This is a genomic window from Paenibacillus sp. 01T431 (assembly GCF_056398625.1).
The window spans coordinates 423,324-441,825 of record NZ_JBFTPT010000004.1; the positions used below are offsets into that span (position 1 = coordinate 423,324).

Here is an 18,502-nt window from a genome sequence, read left to right on the forward strand (position 1 = left end):
GAAGGGAGACGGGCGATGGAACTCCGACTTTCAAAGGAACAATTAGAGCTAAAACAAGCGGTACGACATTTTGCTGAGACAAAAGTAGTCAGCGCTGTGCCGATCATGGAGCAACATGATCAATTTCCCAGCCTTCTCATTGAAAAACTATCACAAGCAGGCTTTATGGGCATTCCAATTCCTAAGCAATGGGGAGGAGCAGGCTGCGATTTTATTTCCTATATTGCTGCGGTTAACGAAATATCAAAGATAAGCGCAGCGCTTGGCGTCATCTTGTCCGTTCATACTTCGGTTTGCACTTTGCCAATCCTGCATTATGGTACGCCTACTCAAATATCAAGCTATGTTCCCAAGCTTGCTTCGGGTGAGCGCTTAGGCGCTTTCGCGTTAACAGAGCCTCACGCGGGTTCGGACGCTTCCTCTATAAGAACAACAGCAGTATTAGACGGAGAATATTATGTTTTGAACGGATCAAAGGTATTTATCACGAATGCCGGCGCGGCCAATGTTTATGTTGCATTTGCAGTGACTGATGCAAGCAAAGGGGCATACGGCATTACCGCTTTTATTATTGAAAGTGAAACAAAAGGGCTAACGATCGGAAGAAAAGAAAAAAAATTAGGTTTGCACGGATCGAATACTTGTGAGCTAATAATTGATCAATTAAGGATACCCGTTTCCCAGAGACTTGGCGAAGAAGGCAAAGGCTTTTCCATAGCCAAAGGCTCCCTTGATGGCGGACGTATCGGAATCAGCGCCCAAGCGCTCGGAATTGCGCAAGCTGCACTAAACATTCTAAATGACCGCTTCCAACCGAAGGCTTCATTGTTGTTAAAGCCAGATCAGAAGGCAATGCATCAGCAAGTTAAACTCGCTGGCATAACAGCTAAAGTAGAGGCAGCGAGATTGCTCGTTTATCGCGCGGCGTATTTGCATCAAGAAGGTTTGCCTTGTACGAAGGAAGCATCCATGGCCAAAATGTTCGCATCTGATACAGCAGTTGCAGTGACTAGCCAGGCTATGCAAATGCTCGGATCAGACAGCTGCCTGCAAGGATCAACGATAGAACGACTGTTCCGAGATGCGAAAGCCACTCAAATTTACGAGGGAACAAACGAAATTCACCGAATCGTAATTAGCGGCAAAATACTCAAATCATTATGATTTCTAAAAAGGCGGTGGCGAGATGGGTCATACTCCCGGAGAGCGATTTCGCGAGGCGCTTCAAGTCGAGAAGCCTTTGCAGATCGCAGGCGCTATTAATGCCTTTTCGGCAATAATGGCGGAAAGAGCAGGGTTTCGCGCTTTGTATTTATCTGGTGCAGGTGTTGCTAATGCGTCGTTCGGTCTGCCTGATCTTGGGATTACAACGCTGCAGGATTGTCTTGAGGATGTAAGAAGAATAACGAGTGTTACAGAGCTGCCGCTGCTCGTAGATGTGGATACGGGCTTTGGAGGAGCTTTCCAAATTGCGCGAACGATTAAGCTGATGAACCGTGCGGGAGCCGCCGGCGTTCATATTGAAGATCAAATCCTGGCTAAACGCTGCGGGCATCGCCCTAACAAAGCAATCGTAAGCAAGGAGGAAATGATTGATCGGATTAAAGCAGCTGCAGACGCAAGAGAAGATGATCAGTTTGTCATTATGGCTCGCACGGATGCGCTTGCGGTAGAAGGGTTAGAAGCAGCGATTGAACGGGCATGCGCATGTGTGGAGGCCGGAGCAGATATGATTTTCCCTGAGGCAATAACAAAACTTGAGGATTATCAAGCCTTTGCTGATGCGGTGAAGGTTCCTATACTCGCAAACATTACGGAGTTCGGGCAAACTCCGCTGTATACGATAAATGAGCTTGAGCATGCAGGTGTCAGCTTAGCTCTTTATCCGTTATCCGCCTTTCGCGCAATGTCAGCAGCAGCTCTTCATGTCTATGAAACGATAAAACAAGAAGGAACACAGAAAAATGTCATAAATGTTATGCAAACTAGAGCAGAGCTTTATGACCTCCTCGATTATTTGAGCTACGAAGAGAAGCTGGATCAGCTTTATGGAGTCAAAGAGGAGGAGAACCGTCATGACAACTAAAAAACAAGGCGGTCTCGCCGACGTTATAGCGGGACAGACTTCGATTTCGACAGTCGGAAAAGCAGGAAAGGGCTTAACCTATCGAGGTTATTCGATTGATGATCTCGCCCTTCATGGCAGCTTTGAAGAAACTGCTTTTTTACTGTTATATGGAGCCTTGCCAAGCGATGTCCAGTTAAAAGATTACAGGAAGAAGCTTGCGTCACTTAGACAACTGCCAGCAGGTGTATTGAACATATTGGAGCAGCTGCCGAGCAGCACACATCCAATGGATGTGCTTCGAACGGGGGTTTCGGCGTTAGCTGCGTTCGAACCAGAAAATGAGGAGCGTGACGCTTCCCACATCGCTGATAGATTAATAGCCTGCAGCGCCTCTATTTTATTATATTGGTATCATTATCAGAAGAGTGGGAGAAGGATTGATACAGAGACAGATCAACAAAGTGTTGCTGGACATTTTCTGCAGCTGCTTCATGATCAACGCCCGAACGAGCTTCATGAGAAAGCTTTTGATGTTTCACTTGTATTGTATGCGGAGCATGAATTCAACGCTTCTACATTTGCAGCACGTGTTACTGCATCTACTTTATCAGATATGTATTCCGCCATTACGACTGGCATTGGCACACTCCGTGGACCTCTTCACGGCGGTGCCAACGAAGCCGCGATGGAGCTGATTGAACAATTCGGCAGCGTGCGCGAAGCCGAGATCGGAATTATGCAAATGCTGAAGGACAAGAAATTAATTATGGGCTTTGGACATCGTGTTTATTCTGTTTCTGACCCACGATCCGATATTATTAAATACTGGTCAAATAGACTCTCTGCAGGGGCTGAGAATTCAATCATTTATCCAATTTCCGAGTCTATAGAGAAAATAATGCTGCAAGAGAAAAAACTATTTGCCAATTTGGATTTTTACAGCGCGTCAGCCTATCGATTTATGGGCATTCCAACCTCACTTTTTACACCGATCTTCGTTATTTCTCGTACCAGCGGCTGGGCTTCCCATATCATTGAACAACGTGCAAACAATCGAATCATTCGTCCAAATGCCGATTATATAGGCAGTGATTTGCTGCCTTGGCTGCCTATCGAGCAACGATCCTAAATGAGGAGGGGGATGCGAAAATAATGTCCACTTTAAAGAGTAATGAGAGGCCAAAGCCGGATCAAGTGTTGGTTGCTATTGCACAATATGCTGCAAATTATACGATAGCTAGCGAAGAAGCTTATAATACCGCTCGATATTGTCTCATCGATACGCTTGGCTGCGGGTTGTTAGCGCTTAGGTATCCCGAATGCACGAAGCTGCTAGGCCCGGCCGTACCGGGAACTCTCGTTCCGAATGGAGCTCGTGTTCCTGGAACTTCATTTCAGCTTGATCCGATCACTGCAGCATTTAACATTGGATGTATGAACCGCTGGCTCGATTACAATGATACTTGGCTTGCAGCGGAGTGGGGCCATCCATCAGATAATCTTGGAGCTATACTAGCTGCTGCGGACTATGAAAGCAGGAAAAACATAGCCGAGGGCAAACCGCCGTTTGTCATGAGAGATGTGCTTTCGGCTATGATCAAGGCTCATGAAATTCAAGGCATTCTTGCACTTGAAAACAGCTTTAACCGCGTAGGGCTCGATCATGTTATTCTCGTAAAGATTGCCTCAACTGCTGTAGTGACTGCGCTGCTAGGCGGGACGACAGATGAAATTATTGATGCTTTATCCAATGCGTGGATTGATGGTCATCCGCTTCGTACTTATCGTCATTCGCCAAATACAGGTTCGAGAAAGTCATGGGCAGCCGGCGATGCCACAGCTCGCGCGCTTAGGCTTTCATTGATGGCGCTAAAAGGAGAGATGGGTTATCCCGCTGCACTAACTACGCCGGAATGGGGATTTTATGATGTGCTGTTTAAAGGGAATTCCTTTTCCATTAAACGGGATTTTGAAGCTTATGTTATGGAAAACGTATTGTTTAAAATATCTTTCCCCGCTGAATTCCATGGCCAAACTGCGGTGGAGGCTGCTATCTTGCTGCACCCGAGTGTGAATGACAGATGGCATGAAATTGATAAAATAATCATTACTACACATAAGTCCGCACTGCGAATCATCGATAAAACAGGACCGCTCCATAATCCTGCGGATCGTGACCATTGCATTCAATATATGGTCGCAATTGGCCTGATTCATGGACATTTAACTGCCGATCATTATGAGGATGATTATGCGAGTGACAGTCGTATCGATGAGCTTCGCAAGAAAATGGTTACGACTGAAGATATCACTTACTCACATGATTATTTGGATGTTAATAAACGCTCGATTGCCAATGCCATTCAAGTGTTTTTCCAAGACGGAACATCCACTGAGAAGATCGAGATTGCATACCCAATCGGCCATCGGCGCAGACGTCAGGAAGCCATACCGCTTCTGCTTGCGAAGTTTGATGCCAGTTTGAAGAGCAGGTTCCCATCCAAGCAAACACAAGCGATATTAGAGCTTTGCCAAGACCAAAACGTATTAGAGAACACGCCCGTACAGCAGTTTATGGAACTATTTGTTATTTAGGTAAATGCCTGCGTACAGCGCAGGTTTTTCTTTTTAAAATCTATTTTTTTTTGTAGCTTTTCTGTAACTTTCTGCACCCCCATTTCGTTATATTGTATAAGTAAGCCGAATAAGAATATATACCATATAGAAGGAGCGTCTGCGCTATGAAAAAATATGTATTGATCGCAACTGTTGCGATAGCTTGTCTCACGGCCTTTAGCTTTGCGCCGGCGGGAGGCCGTGAATATACACCGGTAGAACAAACACCGGATATGATAACTGGCTACGTTTCAATGACAAAAGGGGAAAATAATCATTACACATTATCTATCGACCAAATCGATTGGTACGAGGGTGATGCAGCGACAAAAATTTTCCTTGAGCGTGAAAAGGATTCTGGGCTCGATGCCCCGCCAGATGGTTATTACATTGAGAATGATGATGAAACATTGCGTGACTTACCGATAGCCGATAACGCTGAGGTGCTTATGCAAATCTATAATCGAACGGGCAATATTAATGAAGCAGATATTGTTTGGAATGAACCGATTTCAGTTAAAAAGTTTATTGAACTCATCAATACGGAAGACGACTTCGATATGAAGAGCTTTCCTTATCATATGACGATCAAGAACGGGGAAATCGTACGCATCGTCCAGCAATTCGTTCCTTAAATAACCTTTTACATTTATGAGAGAAGCAACACAACAAGCGCGTGCCGATATTTAATCGGCACGCGCTTTTTATGTTTCACTTGATGCTTTTGAAATAACGTTTATATTTTCTTCAATCTGATTTATCCGTTTAATCTCTTCCAGCTTCATAGATACGATGAGCAAGCATCTCAGGATGCGTCTTTGCAGTTGACATATGATCGCCATGACCTTGGATGTATCGGAACAAGCCCAGTCGGTTGGACATATGCGGATGCCATCCATATTCGCTGTTGTACTGTGGAAGAACATTATCCTCCGTTAAGAAAATATAACTTTTCGGCATATTCAAACTATAAAATACTTTAAGATCGAGTTTTTCATAAAAAGGTTTTGCTGGTTCTGGACTTACCATACTGTACATTTTCTCTGCTAAGCCGAGGCTTGCCAAATTAACAAAAGTTTCACGAAACAGCGAAAATGGCAGCATGATCGTATCATCCTTCGAGCTTTCCCTAAGCTGCTGGAAACTAGCTTTTACAGGGGCTGGAAATTCATCGGCGACCATTTCACCATCGTTTAATACAAAAGCATCCAAAAACACGAGCCTCCTAATACGCTCTGGAATCAGCTCTGCAACCTTTTGGATAACGGAGCCTCCGAAGCTATGACCCACAAGTATGATTTGCTGAAGATTTCTTGACGCAATAGAAGCAGCAACAGAATGACTTATCATTTCATGAGTGACGTTTTTATTAGGATCTGCACCATGCCCGGGATATTCAGGCGCGAACACGGTATGGCCCATACTGGTTAATTCATAACCGATGCCATTCCAAAAGCTCGCATCCGCCCAGGAGCCATGAACGAGAACAAAAGTGAGCGGCTGTTCGCTCTGCATCAATCTTACACTGGTTGCGAAAACATCCGAGTATGGATATGCGTAGTTAATCGTGTTTTGTTCAATTTGATACATGCAGCATTACTCCTCAAAATCAGATTATTCAGCATATGCCTATAATCCATTTAAGGTTAATCATCGCCCAGTATCTGTTCAAGGCTGTAAATTTCCCACTTATGTTATCGTTTTAATATCCTTATTCTGATTAAGCGGAATGCGAAAGCGATGTCTAGCCGAGTTATTGGGTGGAATTATGCTTTTTGCTGAAGCAAGCGTAGCATTGATTTCACCGCCAAGCATGATGAGGATAGAGCTAATGTAGAGCCAAATCAACAGGATGATTACTCCGCCAAGACTGCCGTATGTTTTCGAATAGTTCCCAAAATTGTTCATATAGAACTGAAAAACAAGTGAAGTCGCAATCCAACCAAAAGTTGCAAATAAAGCACCTGGCACAGCTTCTTTTAAGCTCAGCCTTCTGTTAGGAACAATCCAATAAAGCAAGGAAAAGGCGGCTGTCATTGCGGAAATTGGTATGACATACTTCAATACATTCCAAATCCATTCGAATCCATTTGGATAATCAAGCCACTTAAATAAGTATTCGCCAATAGCTTTACCGAAAATAAGCATAACCATGACCAAAACAATAACGACCACTAAAAAAATTGTTGATAGCAGCGAAATTCCGCGTACCTTCCAAAACGGTCGCTGTTCCTCAACATCGTACGCTTTGTTCAATCCTTTCAAAATCGCATTAATACCGTTTGAGGCAGACCAAATGGTCGCAATCATACCGAATGACAGCAGTGTTCCGCTGCTGTTATCTACAACTTCAGCAAGAATTCCGCTAATCGTATCACTTGCTTCTGCAGGTAGAAGGCGAATAAACTCTGCGATCACGCTATCGCCAGACATTTCGATAAAGCTAAGCAAACTGACCATAAATATAAGAAAGGGGAAAAACGATAAGATCAAATAATACGTCAGCTGTGCGCCAAGCGCAGGCACATCATCCTCACGAAAACGGCTGTATAAGCATTTTATAAATTGCATCGTGTTGAATTTTTGTTTCATGAAGACCACCATCCTTTTGATATAAAACTAAACAAAATAGCAGGCTACAAAACATTTATTGAAATAGAAAAGATAAGCAGCAAGTAGGAAATAGTCAAATCATGTCGAATAAGAGTATGAGTAAATATTTTCGAATGAAGGGAGTGGACCTTATGTTTTTACATTTTCTACAAACCAAGGAGCAAAAAGAAGCATTTCTCGAATTAGCACATCTTGCAGCAAATGCTGATGGGTTCATTCACAAGAAAGAACAAGGATTTCTTCAATCGTATATGCAAGAGATGGATATGCAGCAAGCCGTAATAAGCTTTTCATCCGAAAAGCAGTTAGCAGATATACTAGTAAATATTAATGATGATCATGTAAAAAAAATCTTTTTCGCAGAAATTCTGCTTCTCATATTCGCTGACGGCGACTACAATGACGATGAAAAAGAATTAACAAAGGATATGAAAGAGCTTCTTAATCTAGACGAAGAAACTTGCGAATCCATTAAAAACTGGGTTATTCGTATGGATCAGCTCAAAATTGAAGGCCTTAAGCTTATATTGAACCCTTAATAAAATTGCAGACATAAGTAAAAAACCTCTATTCTTCCCAGTGGAAGAATAGAGGTTTTTTAAGTACTGCTTTTTCTTACATGCATTATGGCTTCGAAAAACCGAATTTTTCAAACACAGCCATTGCCTCTGCCGTTTGAAGATAATCATAAAATTGCTTCGATTCTGGAAGATGCTTTGTTGCTGTAACGATACCAATCGGATAGGTGATCGGCGTGTATGTTGCAGGATCAACGGTAAGGACAATATTGACTTTATCTGATGTTAAAGCGTCAGTCTTATAAACAAAACCCGCGTCTGCATTGCCTGTTTCAACGTACTGAAGAACCTGACGGACATCCTTCGCTTGAACAACCTTCGGTTGCAAGCTATCCCATAGCTTTGCTTGTTCCAAGGCTTCTTTCGTATAGCTTCCAGCCGGTACGCTCTCTGGGATGCCAATTGCAATCGTTTTGACATCAGCGTTCAACAGATCATTAACCTTTGCAAGCTGCGTTTTTGACGTTTTTGAAGTGACGAGCACGAGACCATTAGAGAGGAGATTTGTTTGGCTATCCTCAGCAATCAGCTTCGCATCTACTAGTGACTTCATGTTTTTGGAAGCAGCTGAGAGGAAAAGATCCGCAGGCGCGCCATTTTCAATCTGCTTCTGAAGAGCGCCTGAAGCGCCAAAGTTAAAATTCAGTTTTACATTAGGGTGAATTACCTTAAATTGTGTTTCAATTTCCTTTAACGCATCCGTTAAACTTGCAGCTGCCGAAATCGTTAAATCAACATTTTCAGCAGGTGTTTCCGTACTAATTGCTGTTGATTCTGGTTGATTGGTGGAGCTTGGTTGATTCGTTTGATTCGAACCACAGGCCGTTACAACGACCATAATCATAACCAAATACAATAAAACATAGCTTTTTTTAAGTAAATCAATCATTTAATACCCTCTTTCGTTATGTTTAGATATAAATAGACATAATCCATTTTCCGATTATAAGGTGAAGGAAATAGATTTGTAAAGCGAATCACCACAGTATTTCCGTTGTTTATGCTACAATAATGATTACTGCATACAATCCTTAAGAGGTGATTAACATATCTGAAAATATTTCCTATACGACAGAGGAAATCTCTAAGCTGCTCAAAATATCCAAATTAACCGTTTATGATCTTATCAAAAAAGGGGATTTGGCCTCATACCGAGTAGGTAAACAAATGAGAGTGGATGCTTCTGATTTAGAAGCCTATAAGCAGCGCTCAAAGGGGAACCAGCAAAGCTTGCGTGACGCTTTAATTATTCAACCAGATGCTGCAAGCACAGCACGCCAGAGCCTTGGCGCTCGCTCCATTGTCATCACAGGACAAGACATCAGCCTCGACATACTCGGAAGGCATATTGAGAAATATACACACGCACTTCGCCCACTGCGGTCTAATGCCGGCAGTCTAGACAGTTTGATCTCCATGTATAATGGGCAATCCGATGTCGTAAGCACCCATCTGTTAGACGGCGATACGGGCGAATACAATATTCCGTACATACGCAAGCTGCTCGTCGGCTCGTCATACGTTGTTATTAATCTGCTATCTAGGAAAGCCGGATTATTTGTCCAAAAAGGGAATCCGCGAAACCTAAAAGGATGGAGCGATCTTGTTCAGACAGACTTACGTATTATTAATCGAGAAAAAGGCTCCGGGGCTCGTGTATTGTTAGAGGAACAGCTTCGATTGCATCGTATTTCGGCACGTGAGCTTCTCGGCTATGAGGACGAACTGACAAATCATCTAGGCGTTGCAGCAAAAGTGGCGGGTTGCGAGGCAGATGTTGGAGTTGGGATAGAAAAAGCAGCAGCGATCGTAACTGGAGTGGACTTTATTCCTTTAGTTAGTGAACGTTACGATCTTGTCATTATGAAAAATTCAGAGAATAGCGATCTCATTAACTTGATTATCGAAATTTTGAAGTCCGCTTCATTTCAACAGGAGCTTGCAGCTATTTCCGGCTATGACTTATCACAGACAGGAAATGTTCTTTATGAATGTTAATGCAGATTTCACTTTTCAGATGAATCCCATTATAATGCGCAAGGATGGATGGAGATGAAACTTCCCATTTTGAATGAAGTGTTAATTAAACGAATACAGCAATCAGAAATGGAATATCTTACATCAAGAATTAGTTCCATAGGGGAGAGACCAGGCAATCCTGAAGGAGTCGAGATTACTCATTATGGCCAAGCTGCAGCTTACTATATAAAAACAATGCCTTGGGGCATTTTTAATTCGGTAAAAGGTTTGGGCGATGAGGACAGCGACAAGCTGGAGGAGATTATCAAGTTTTATGAAGCAAGAGACAGAAGCTTTCAAATTGATTTGGATCCTATAAAATGCACAGCTGCTCTGTTTGGGAAATTGGCAGAGCTCGGTTTTCGACAAAATGGCTTTCATTCTGTTCTTTATGGACTGCCAAGTGAAGAGAAACCTGTTTTGCATCCTCATATCACGATTTCGGAAGTCATAACCGAGGAGGAGTTCGATCATTATGCTGAAATCCATTGCCTAGGATCAGGCATGTCATTGTCCGATAAACACCATTTTGTTAATAACAATATTGGTTTACTGAATCGAAAAGGGTGGAAAATCTATCTAGCGTATTTAAATGACATACCTGCTAGTGTAGGTGTCATGCATATGAATGAGGATGGAATCGCCTCGTGTGCTCTAGCGGCTACTGCCCCTACATTTAGAAATCAAGGGCTGCAAACAGCACTATTAAGCAGGCGTCTACATGAAGCGCATCTTGCAGGCTGTGAGCTCGTCGTAGCACAGGCTAGCTTCGGATCAAGCAGTCAACATAATATGGAAAGAGCCGGATTACATATCGCATGGACGAGATCCATTATGAAAAAATAAAAAGAACATTTTGTATTCACGCTTTTCATGCTATTATTGATCCATAAATATGGATGACAGGAGAAAAATAAGATGAGCTATACACAGTCAAGCGGTTATGGTAAACCGATGCAAAAATTAATGCTAACCTTTTTCTTTGCCTTAATTGTTTCAGTAGGCGGCATGTACATAGGAACAATGCTTCCCAGCGCCGCACGAATCCCACTGTTTATTGTCGAGATTGGATTAATCATTGCCATCATGTTTTTGCGTAAATCAACAGCAATTGGCTACTCACTGATGTACGTGTTTATGATTGTTTCTGGTGCAACCTTGCAGTTTTCTTTAAGCTATTATATCGCCTCCATGGGTACATCGGTCGTCATTCAAACCGTTGCCGTTGCCGTACTCGTTTATGCTGGCCTTGCGATTTACGCTACATACTCCAAAGAGGATTTTCGCTTTCTTGGCGGGTTTTTGTTCGCATCATTAATTGGGCTTATCGTTATCGGTCTTATGCAATTTATTTTCCCTTTCGGAGGGATGATGGAGACTATTTATGCCGGCTTTGGATTACTCATTTTCATCGGTTATACACTTTATGACTTTAGCCGTATGTCCAAGGAAGGTTTTGAAGACAAAGATATTCCACTGATGATCGTTAATATTTATCTTGATTTGGTTAATATCATTTTGTTCGCACTACGATTTGTGAAATCCTTGCTGGATGATTAATCATTCATCCTAATTGCCAATAAGGTTAATCTTCATACTTGAGGATTAACCCCTTTTTTTTTACGTGTTGATAACCATTTTTTAATAATTGATTTATCGGGTGAAGCTGCTTTGATATCATAATCAATAAAATCCCCTCTACGAATTCTCTTATCCAAAGCTTGCTGCTGATCCCTCCATAAACTTTCTGCTACATAGTTATGAAACAACATGATCCATTCCTCCTCTTACCAATCAATGCTTATGCTTTCATTATGCGATCTGAGTCCGTTGGTAAAAAGAGTAGATCTTTTATTGTTTATTTCACCTTTTAATTTTCAGAGCGCCCAGTATAGCTTTATCCTAGGAGGAAAGAGATGGGGTTTATAGTCGTTTTACTGCTAACGATGATTGTTATTTTATTATTTGAAATAAACGGAAAGCTGCCTAAAAGAAATCAAAATAAAGATGAATTGAGGCGTGCTTTGAAGAGAGATCAGGAAAGAAGAAAAAGGGATAAAGAAAGAGATTACTAAGAGACCGCTGAATGGCGGTCTTTTTTTTGTGATGCCACGTTGACATCTGCATTTAAAACATGTATATTTTTATCACGCCTTATACCCATAGGGGTATATGTACGGCGTCATTTTTTCGCCTTTTTCGATACCCCCGTGGGTATGTTGTTCAAATGATTTATTAATAAACGCAAAGGAGGTTCAAGAAATGATGAATCACATTCAAGCAGACAAAACAATAGATTGCAAAGGCTTGGCTTGCCCTATGCCCATCATCAAGACGAAAAAAGCAATGAATGAGCTTCTTTCTGGACAAGTCATTGAAGTGGTTGCCACGGACAAAGGATCTTTGGCAGACATCCAAGGGTGGAGCAGAAATGCGGGGCATCAATACTTAGGTACGCTTACGGAGGGCGAGGTATTGAAGCATTACCTTAGAAAATCCAACCCGAATGAAATAAAAGAAGAAATCAAATATTTGAAGACAATGAACAACGGAGATTTAATAAAGAAGCTTATTTCAAATGAGAACATGATGATTTTAGATGTACGTGAGTCTGCAGAGTATGTTTTTAACCACATCCCTGGAGCCAAATCAATTCCGTTAGGAGAGCTTGATATTCGAACGAGTGAACTCGATCCTGATCAGGAGCTTTATATCGTGTGCCGCACTGGCACCCGCAGCGATATCGCTTGCCAGCTATTAGCTGATAAAGGGTTCAAACTTGTGTACAATGTCTTGCCAGGTATGTCCGAATGGGAAGGACCACTAGAGAATGATGTACAGTAATACCACTCACTCATCATAGTAGGAGGAATACACCATGAGTTCATCAAACCAGTTAAATGAAATGAGTGCCGGGCAGCTAGCAAAACTTATTTTAAGCAAAAAAGAAGATCTCTTCATCCTTGATGTACGTAGTGAAAGCGACTTTGCGAATTGGAAAATCGAAGGAAGTCGAATAGAGGTTCTCAATATTCCTTACTTTGAACTGCTAGAGGGAGTAGAGGAGATAATCGAACAAATTCCATTAGACAAAAAAGTGCTGGTTGTATGCGCCAAAGAAGGTTCTTCTATATTTGTTGGAGAGTTGCTCGTGGCAGCAGGCAGGTCTAATGTTTATTACTTGCAGGGTGGGATGAAGTCGTGGAGCGAGCATTTGGAGCCCGTAAAAATTGGCGATTTGCGCCAAGGCGGTACTATTTTTCAGTTTGTACGAATGGGTAAAGGCTGTTTGTCCTACATGATCGTATCAGACGGTGAAGCTGCTGTCGTAGATGCCCCTAGAATGACGAATGTATTGGAGCAATTTGCGAAGGACAATGGGTATCGCATTATGCATGCGATAGATACCCATCTTCATGCGGATCATATCTCGGGCGGCCGTAAGCTTGCAGAACAACAATCTGCAACGTACTGGCTTCCTCCAAAAGATGCTGCAGAAGTCACATTTGAATACGCGAAACTTGAGAACGGTCACGATATTGAGGTAGGCAATACCACTTTAAAAATTCAACCCATTTATTCACCTGGTCATACGATCGGCAGTACATCGTTTATAGTAGATGATCAGTATTTGCTAACTGGTGACATTTTATTTATTGAATCCATTGGACGACCAGATTTGGCTGGACTCGCTGAAGATTGGGTTGGTGATCTTCGTCAAACGTTATATAGTCGTTATCCGGAGTTGTCTCAGGATTTAATTATACTTCCTGCACACTTCGGAAAGTTCTCGGAGCTTGGAGAAGATGGGCGGGTAGCCGCTGTTTTATCCGATGTATATAAAAACAATACAGGCTTGCAAATATCGGATGAAGCTGCGTTTCGCAGCATGGTGACCAACAATCTGCCGCAGCATCCGAACGCTTACCAAGAAATACGCCAAACGAATATGGGGAAAATCACACCTGACGAAGAAGAGCAGCGCGAAATGGAAATCGGCCCCAATCGTTGTGCCGTTCACGATAATTAAAGGAGGAAATGAATAATGAAAGCTGATCTAATCGTTAATACCAAAGGGCTGGCTTGCCCGATGCCAATCGTAAAAGCAAAAAAAGCACTGGATGGATTGAAGCCTGGACAATTTATGGAGGTATTATCAACCGATAAAGGTTCTTTAAATGATTTTACGGCTTGGATTAGAAAAACAAATCATGAACTCGTGCAGCATACGGAAGAAAACGGCGTGTTCACATTTCTTGTGAAAAAAATTTAACTGAATTTTATTATGGAGAGGAGAACATAAATGGAAGCAGTAACTGAAAAAACAACGATAGTCCTCTTCAGCGGGGAACTTGATAAAGCGATAGCTGCTTTTATTATTGCAAATGGAGCAGCTGCTTATGATCACGAGGTAACTATATTTTTCACCTTTTGGGGACTAAATGCTTTGCGCAAGGATGAAGCAATCCATACCAAAAAAGGGCTTCTTGAAAAAGCCTTTGGCTGGATGATGCCAAGAGGACCGCAAAAACTAGGCTTATCCAAAATGAATTTTGGCGGCATGGGACCTAAAATGATTAAGCATGTTATGAAGAAGCATAATGCGTTATCACTGCCGCAGCTCATTGAACTTGCGCAGGAGCAAGGGGTTAAGCTTGTTGCGTGTACAATGACAATGGATCTTCTTGGTTTGCAGCGTGAAGAGCTGATTGATGATATTCAACTTGCTGGTGTAGCCGGTTACTTAGGCGACGCCACCGATGCAAAAGTGAATTTATTTATATAATCAATGAAATGATACTCTTTTTTGGTTTATAATATACCCATACATGTACACGTTATCGAATGGGAGGTTAAGAACATGGCATATGTTTATACCGATGAAATAAAAACACGACTAAGAAGAATAGAGGGTCAGGTTCGAGGCGTATTGAGATTGATGGATGAACAGCAATCCTGCAAGGACGTAGTAAGCCAGCTGTCAGCAGTACGTAATGCAGCAGATAAAGCAATGGCCCAAATTGTTGCGGAAAACCTTCATCAATGTATTATTGAAGAACAGTCTGCTGGCGGCGATGCGAATAAGCTGGTTAAAGAAGCGATTGAGCTGCTCGTGAAAAGTCGGTAAAAGAACACAAGCTTAATAACCTTCTCTAGCATACTCTACTTAGTAGAATGGATGGTAGAGGAGGTATAGTTATGCATTTAATTTCAATCATTCTCATTGGACTGGCTTCTAATATTGATAATTTAGGAATTGGTGTATCCTTTGGCACACGATCAACAAAAATTCCAATTGTCTCAAACTTGTTTATTGCCATATTGGCCATGGCTGCAGCATATTTAGCCATAACAATGGGTCACCTTATATCTGGTTTTATGAGTCAAAAGCATGCAGATTTAATTGGTGGTTCTGTCATCATACTTCTAGGTCTTTGGAGCATATTGCCTAAACAGAGGACAAGGGTTGCAACAAGTCCATTACGTGAGACAAGTGATTCGGAAAGATCTATTACTTGGCAGGAAACGATCTCATTAGGTTTTGCTTTATCATTAAATTGTATCGCTACAGGATTTGGAGCAGGTGTTAGTGGTGCGTCACCGATAATGACTGCAATTTCAGTTGGTATATTTTCACTAATAACCGTTGCTATCGGATTGCGGATTGGACATGAGATTGCTAGAACATGGTTAGGTAAATATTCTACTCTCATCGGCGGTATGATACTCATTGTAATAGGCCTTTTGGAGATTTTTTTGTAACTGACCGATAACAAAAAATAAGCGAACACGGTAGAGCGTGTTCGCTTATTCTAAGACGTCATATATAATTCTTACACCTAGGGAGCTGTAATTTTCTTCTTTGTAATGTCCATGCTCACAATACTTGGTGCTGGACAAGCTTTCATTGATTGACAGCAAGGGTTCATTGCAGGTCGGGCATTTATCTTCAAATATTTTTTTGAATATACTTTTCATTTCATAAATACCTCATTTCACATGAAGTTACTTGGTTTTAATTATACCTTACTTATTGCATTCCAACAAGGAGAGTTTTTATGGACATTATCCTTTACATCATCATGACGCTGCTCGGTTTTGTTGGTTCCTTTTTTTCGGGACTACTTGGCATAGGCGGGGCCATAATAAATTTTCCCCTTTTATTATATGTTCCATCCAGTCTTGGCTTAGCGCAGTTTACGGCAAAAGAAGTTGCATCCATCAGCATGTTTCAAGTTTTCTTCGCTTCGTTAGCTGGGATTATCGCTTTCCGTCAAAAAAGCAATCAAACAGCAGTCATTCATAAAGGTCTTGTTGTTTATATGGGCAGCAGTATATTAATGGGCAGTTTAATAGGCGGATTCGGATCACGATTTCTTAATGAAGATGCCATTAATATTATATACGGAACATTATCGGTTATTGCTGTTGTTTTAATGCTCGTTCCAAACCGGGGAAAACAACAATTAAATATAAATGAAATCACTTTTAATAAGCTCATTGCGGTAACGTCTGCTTTCATTGTTGGCATTGTGTCAGGAGTTGTTGGAGCAGGTGGTGCTTTTATTCTAATCCCAATAATGTTGACGGTCTTAAAAATTCCGACAAGGACAACCATTGCCTCATCATTAGCGATCGTATTTGTGTCGGCAATTGGCGGCGTAATCGGCAAGCTATCCGCTGGTTCCATTCCGATATGGCCAACTGTATTTGTTGTATTGGGCAGCCTGATCGGTGCTCCAATTGGATCTAGAATCAGCTCTAAAATAAACGTGAAATATTTGCGATATGGGCTTGTTGTATTACTCATTTTTACAGCGATTAAAGTGTGGTCATCCATATTGCAATAGAATATGCGTACCTTATTAAACGGATTGGGGAGGTTAGGATATGTTGATTTTAATTGCTCTAACTGGTTTATTCGTAATGTGGTTCATTTATAGAAGATTCTCACCCCTAAAAAATTTAACTTATGTCGACGAAAAAGCGCTAAATGAAAAAGGCGTTATACCTGACAGCAGCAAAATACTCGATGTCCGCGATTCAACTGACTATGAGAAATGTCATGTGGATGGTTCGATTAATATATCAATTGGTCGGCTCCCTTATTTGTGGAACAAAGAGCTTGCACCAAATGATTCTGTCTTAATTTTGTCGGACAGTTTCTATAAAAGTAAAAAGGCTGCGAAAATCCTTAAAAAACATGGTTTCAGCCAGCTGTTTACTGTAAGAAGCCAACAATGTGCATAGATAACTTTTCAAGTGACTGATGAACCGCGTATATCGCGGTTTTTTTGCGTCCACTCTAAACCAGATTATGGTACAATCTCCTCGTATGTTGAAAATAATGCTGTTCGTGCACAACAATTTTATATCAGAAAGCAGGGATCATTTGAGATTATTTCATGTGAGCGAAGAAAGTGATATTACACTTTTTGAACCTCGAATACCTTCTCGAGTGGATATGGATCAAAGCAAAAGGTTGGTATGGGCAATAAATGAACAATGCTTGCCGAATTTCCTAACACCTCGCAATTGTCCTAGAGTAACTTATCATAGTCATGAAACGACCACAGATGAGCATAAAAAACTTTATTTAAGCTCAAATTCGTTGGACCATGTTATTGCGATTGAGCATAAATGGTTTGAAATCATGAGGCAAACCACGTTGTATTTATATGAATTCGATACGACTGATTTCTATGGCGCAGATAAAAGTGCTGGTTACTATGTGAGCGAAAAAACACAGATCCCTATCAATAAAATAATTGTTCATGATTTGTTTGGAGAACTCATACGCAGAAATGTCGAGGTTCGCATGATCGATAATTTGTGGGATTTGAATGATAAAATTGCAACCACAAGCTTTAATTGGTCGATGTGCAGAATGGGTTTTGCCGCGCAGAGGAAGGAATCAGTATGATGAGTACAATAGTTGAGATTGAAAACTATAATCCTCTTTGGGAGCACGAATTTTGTGAAATACGATCTACTATCGAAGCTGAAGTTGGGCAATTCATTAGGTCAGTTGAACATGTAGGAAGCACCTCTGTTAAAGGACTTGGTGCTAAGCCCATCTTGGATATAGATATCGTCATTGAAGATTATAGTATGCTGCCTCTGATCATCCAAGGGCTTGAGAAGATTGGTTATTTCCATCAACAAGAATGGAGTTTTGAAGGAAGAGAGGCCTTTGGCAGAAAAGATATGTCGGTTCCTTGGCATAAACAGCGTGGAAAATGGATGGAGCATCACTTGTACGTGTGCAATCGTGATAGCGAAGAATTAGCAAGACATTTGGCATTCCGCGATTATCTTAGGGAGCATCCCGAGGCTGTCATTGCGTATGAACAGTTAAAAAAGGAATTGGCTTTGCACGCTCAAGATCGGTCCGGTTATACAGCAGGTAAAACTGATTTTATAAATGAAATATTAAAAAGGGTAAAGCTCACGAAAACAAAGGATCATTGATGAGAAACCATACGAATGGAAAGCAGCCCTGAACTTGATACAAACGAACAATTTTTTATAATATTAACGGCAGTCTTTACATCCTTATGGACGAAATTAGAGCGGCTCGTGTAGTATAGATTCATTGTTCCTAATT

General features: G+C 41.4%; 24 protein-coding genes. 20 read left to right on the forward strand and 4 right to left on the reverse strand.

Features of this window, described 5'->3' with window-relative positions; all coding sequences use genetic code 11:
- Positions 1–15 precede the first annotated feature (15 nt).
- The 5 genes from AC1DM9_RS09680 (at position 16) to AC1DM9_RS09700 (ending at position 5,319) form a co-directional block, all read left to right on the forward strand.
- A complete protein-coding gene (locus AC1DM9_RS09680) occupies positions 16–1,164 on the forward strand; it encodes an acyl-CoA dehydrogenase family protein (protein ID WP_477579684.1) in 1,149 nt (382 codons plus the stop codon).
- Between the two features lie 22 nt (positions 1,165–1,186).
- Entirely contained in the window at positions 1,187–2,086 is a 900-nt protein-coding gene (gene prpB, locus AC1DM9_RS09685) for a methylisocitrate lyase (RefSeq protein WP_477579686.1), read from the forward strand.
- On the forward strand, positions 2,076–3,197 hold the full coding sequence (prpC, locus tag AC1DM9_RS09690; protein ID WP_477511651.1) for a bifunctional 2-methylcitrate synthase/citrate synthase: 1,122 nt from the start codon (positions 2,076–2,078) through the stop codon (positions 3,195–3,197). The genes prpB and prpC overlap by 11 nt, the downstream gene beginning before the upstream one ends.
- A gap of 23 nt (positions 3,198–3,220) precedes the next feature.
- Positions 3,221–4,663 carry a bifunctional 2-methylcitrate dehydratase/aconitate hydratase gene (locus AC1DM9_RS09695; protein ID WP_477511652.1) on the forward strand — a complete coding sequence of 481 codons (1,443 nt, stop codon included), beginning with the start codon at positions 3,221–3,223 and terminating at the stop codon, positions 4,661–4,663.
- A 146-nt stretch (positions 4,664–4,809) separates the two neighbouring features.
- Positions 4,810–5,319 carry a hypothetical protein gene (locus AC1DM9_RS09700; RefSeq protein ID WP_477511653.1) on the forward strand — a complete coding sequence of 170 codons (510 nt, stop codon included), beginning with the start codon at positions 4,810–4,812 and terminating at the stop codon, positions 5,317–5,319.
- Positions 5,320–5,449: 130 nt separating this feature from the next.
- Here the strand turns inward: AC1DM9_RS09700 and AC1DM9_RS09705 are convergent, their stop codons facing one another.
- Positions 5,450–6,274, reverse strand: a complete 825-nt coding sequence (locus tag AC1DM9_RS09705; RefSeq protein ID WP_477511654.1) for an alpha/beta fold hydrolase — start codon at positions 6,272–6,274, stop codon at positions 5,450–5,452.
- A 99-nt stretch (positions 6,275–6,373) separates the two neighbouring features.
- Complete coding sequence (locus AC1DM9_RS09710) at positions 6,374–7,276, reverse strand: YihY/virulence factor BrkB family protein (protein ID WP_477511655.1); 903 nt, start codon at positions 7,274–7,276, stop codon at positions 6,374–6,376.
- A gap of 152 nt (positions 7,277–7,428) precedes the next feature.
- Between AC1DM9_RS09710 and AC1DM9_RS09715 the strand changes: the two genes are divergently transcribed.
- Positions 7,429–7,836 carry a TerB family tellurite resistance protein gene (locus AC1DM9_RS09715; RefSeq protein ID WP_477511656.1) on the forward strand — a complete coding sequence of 136 codons (408 nt, stop codon included), beginning with the start codon at positions 7,429–7,431 and terminating at the stop codon, positions 7,834–7,836.
- An 85-nt stretch (positions 7,837–7,921) separates the two neighbouring features.
- On the opposite strand, the gene modA is transcribed toward AC1DM9_RS09715, so the two are convergent.
- Positions 7,922–8,764 (reverse strand): molybdate ABC transporter substrate-binding protein, encoded by an 843-nt coding sequence (gene modA / locus AC1DM9_RS09720; RefSeq protein ID WP_477579690.1) that lies wholly within the window; start codon positions 8,762–8,764, stop codon positions 7,922–7,924.
- Between the two features lie 158 nt (positions 8,765–8,922).
- Between modA and AC1DM9_RS09725 the strand changes: the two genes are divergently transcribed.
- The 3 genes from AC1DM9_RS09725 (at position 8,923) to AC1DM9_RS09735 (ending at position 11,454) form a co-directional block, all read left to right on the forward strand.
- Positions 8,923–9,873 carry a substrate-binding domain-containing protein gene (locus AC1DM9_RS09725; protein ID WP_477511667.1) on the forward strand — a complete coding sequence of 317 codons (951 nt, stop codon included), beginning with the start codon at positions 8,923–8,925 and terminating at the stop codon, positions 9,871–9,873.
- Between the two features lie 54 nt (positions 9,874–9,927).
- Complete coding sequence (locus AC1DM9_RS09730) at positions 9,928–10,740, forward strand: GNAT family N-acetyltransferase (RefSeq protein WP_477579692.1); 813 nt, start codon at positions 9,928–9,930, stop codon at positions 10,738–10,740.
- A gap of 72 nt (positions 10,741–10,812) precedes the next feature.
- Positions 10,813–11,454, forward strand: coding sequence for a Bax inhibitor-1/YccA family protein (locus AC1DM9_RS09735; RefSeq protein WP_441907642.1), 642 nt, complete (start codon positions 10,813–10,815; stop codon positions 11,452–11,454).
- A 32-nt stretch (positions 11,455–11,486) separates the two neighbouring features.
- Here the strand turns inward: AC1DM9_RS09735 and AC1DM9_RS09740 are convergent, their stop codons facing one another.
- The gene (locus AC1DM9_RS09740) at positions 11,487–11,666 is read right to left on the reverse strand and encodes a hypothetical protein (RefSeq protein WP_477579695.1); all 180 of its coding nucleotides are present in this window, start codon (positions 11,664–11,666) and stop codon (positions 11,487–11,489) included.
- Between the two features lie 144 nt (positions 11,667–11,810).
- On the opposite strand from AC1DM9_RS09740, the gene AC1DM9_RS09745 reads away from it, so the two are divergent.
- From AC1DM9_RS09745 to AC1DM9_RS09795, 11 genes are all read left to right on the forward strand, one after another.
- Positions 11,811–11,969 carry a hypothetical protein gene (locus AC1DM9_RS09745; protein ID WP_477579697.1) on the forward strand — a complete coding sequence of 53 codons (159 nt, stop codon included), beginning with the start codon at positions 11,811–11,813 and terminating at the stop codon, positions 11,967–11,969.
- Positions 11,970–12,159: 190 nt separating this feature from the next.
- Complete coding sequence (locus tag AC1DM9_RS09750; RefSeq protein ID WP_477579789.1) at positions 12,160–12,738, forward strand: sulfurtransferase TusA family protein; 579 nt, start codon at positions 12,160–12,162, stop codon at positions 12,736–12,738.
- A 61-nt stretch (positions 12,739–12,799) separates the two neighbouring features.
- Positions 12,800–13,924, forward strand: a complete 1,125-nt coding sequence (locus tag AC1DM9_RS09755) for an MBL fold metallo-hydrolase (RefSeq protein ID WP_477579791.1) — start codon at positions 12,800–12,802, stop codon at positions 13,922–13,924.
- A 15-nt stretch (positions 13,925–13,939) separates the two neighbouring features.
- A complete protein-coding gene (locus AC1DM9_RS09760) occupies positions 13,940–14,167 on the forward strand; it encodes a sulfurtransferase TusA family protein (RefSeq protein WP_441886225.1) in 228 nt (75 codons plus the stop codon).
- A 30-nt stretch (positions 14,168–14,197) separates the two neighbouring features.
- A complete protein-coding gene (locus AC1DM9_RS09765) occupies positions 14,198–14,680 on the forward strand; it encodes a DsrE/DsrF/DrsH-like family protein (RefSeq protein ID WP_339209355.1) in 483 nt (160 codons plus the stop codon).
- 75 nt (positions 14,681–14,755) lie between these two features.
- Complete coding sequence (locus AC1DM9_RS09770; protein ID WP_441886221.1) at positions 14,756–15,022, forward strand: metal-sensitive transcriptional regulator; 267 nt, start codon at positions 14,756–14,758, stop codon at positions 15,020–15,022.
- A gap of 71 nt (positions 15,023–15,093) precedes the next feature.
- The gene (locus tag AC1DM9_RS09775; protein WP_441886218.1) at positions 15,094–15,657 is read left to right on the forward strand and encodes a manganese efflux pump MntP; all 564 of its coding nucleotides are present in this window, start codon (positions 15,094–15,096) and stop codon (positions 15,655–15,657) included.
- 296 nt (positions 15,658–15,953) lie between these two features.
- Entirely contained in the window at positions 15,954–16,745 is a 792-nt protein-coding gene (locus AC1DM9_RS09780; protein WP_076265959.1) for a sulfite exporter TauE/SafE family protein, read from the forward strand.
- 40 nt (positions 16,746–16,785) lie between these two features.
- Positions 16,786–17,145, forward strand: a complete 360-nt coding sequence (locus AC1DM9_RS09785; protein ID WP_477579700.1) for a rhodanese-like domain-containing protein — start codon at positions 16,786–16,788, stop codon at positions 17,143–17,145.
- Between the two features lie 97 nt (positions 17,146–17,242).
- Complete coding sequence (locus AC1DM9_RS09790) at positions 17,243–17,818, forward strand: DUF6886 family protein (protein ID WP_477579793.1); 576 nt, start codon at positions 17,243–17,245, stop codon at positions 17,816–17,818.
- The gene (locus AC1DM9_RS09795; protein ID WP_441886208.1) at positions 17,818–18,366 is read left to right on the forward strand and encodes a GrpB family protein; all 549 of its coding nucleotides are present in this window, start codon (positions 17,818–17,820) and stop codon (positions 18,364–18,366) included. The genes AC1DM9_RS09790 and AC1DM9_RS09795 overlap by 1 nt, the downstream gene beginning before the upstream one ends.
- Positions 18,367–18,502 lie beyond the last annotated feature (136 nt).